The organism is Pseudomonas protegens (assembly GCF_003732485.1).
Classification (GTDB): Bacteria; Pseudomonadota; Gammaproteobacteria; order Pseudomonadales; family Pseudomonadaceae; genus Aquipseudomonas; species Aquipseudomonas protegens_B.
In genome coordinates this window covers 81,052-82,111 of record NZ_MOAK01000082.1, presented here as the reverse complement: position 1 = coordinate 82,111, position 1,060 = coordinate 81,052, and the positions used below count along the sequence as shown (strand labels likewise).

Annotated in this window: 1 protein-coding gene; it reads left to right on the top strand. The window is 63.3% G+C overall.

Annotated features, from left to right (window positions below):
• Positions 1–1,060: transglycosylase SLT domain-containing protein (locus BLX41_RS26085; protein ID WP_259745220.1), on the top strand; the 1,060-nt coding region annotated here is incomplete at both ends.

Sequence of the window (1,060 nt, the reverse complement as noted above, 5' to 3'; positions counted from 1 at the left end):
AGCAGAAACCCATCTGGCTGAGCAACCAGCCAAGCCCGCAGATTCCCCAGGACGTCTGGGAACGCATGCGCCAGGGGTTCCAACTGCAAGAAGGCCTGGGCGTCAACCCGCGTATTGAACAACAGCGCCTGTGGTTCGCCAGCAACCCTTCCTTCCTGGAAAATGCCGGCGAGCGCGGCAGCCTCTATATCCACTACATCGTCGAACGTCTCGAAGAGCGCAACATGCCGCTGGAACTGGCCCTGCTGCCGGTGATCGAGAGCGCCTACAACCCGCTGGCCTATTCCCGGGCCGATGCGGTGGGACTCTGGCAGTTCGTTCCGGCCACCGGTCGCTACTTCAACCTGCGCCAGACCCGTTTCTACGATGGCCGACGCGACATCACCGCTTCGACCACCGCGGCGCTGGACTACCTGACCCGCCTGCACGACATGTTCAACGGCGACTGGTTGCTGGCACTGGCCGCCTACAACGCCGGTGAAGGCACGGTCAGCCGGGCCATTGAGCGCAACGAAAAGCTCGGCCTGCCCACCGACTACTGGAACCTGCCGCTGCCGACGGAAACCCAGGCCTATGTGCCCAAGCTGCTGGCCCTGTCCCAGGTGGTGCTGGCCCCGCAAGCCTACGGCGTCAATCTCAACCCCATCGCCAACGAACCCTACTTCCAGGTGGTGGAGATCAATCAGCGCATGGACCTGTCCAAGGTCGCGGCGGTGGCCAACATCGATGAGGACGAGCTGTTCCAGCTCAACCCGGCGTTCAAGCAGCGCACCACCGTCGATGGCCCGCAACACCTGCTGGTGCCCACGTCCAAGGCCCAGCTGCTGACCACCAGCCTGTCCACCATGAAACCCGAAGAGCTGATCAGCAAGCGCTCCCTCAAGCCGGTCTTCGACCGCGACGAAGGCCGCGACTCGCTGCGGCCCAAGCGCATCTACCGGGTCAAGAACGGCGACAACCTGACCCTGATCGCCAAGGCCAACAGGGTGAACGTGCAGGACCTGCAACGCTGGAACAAGCTCAGCGGCAAGAACCTCAAGGTCGGCCAGACCCTGGTCAT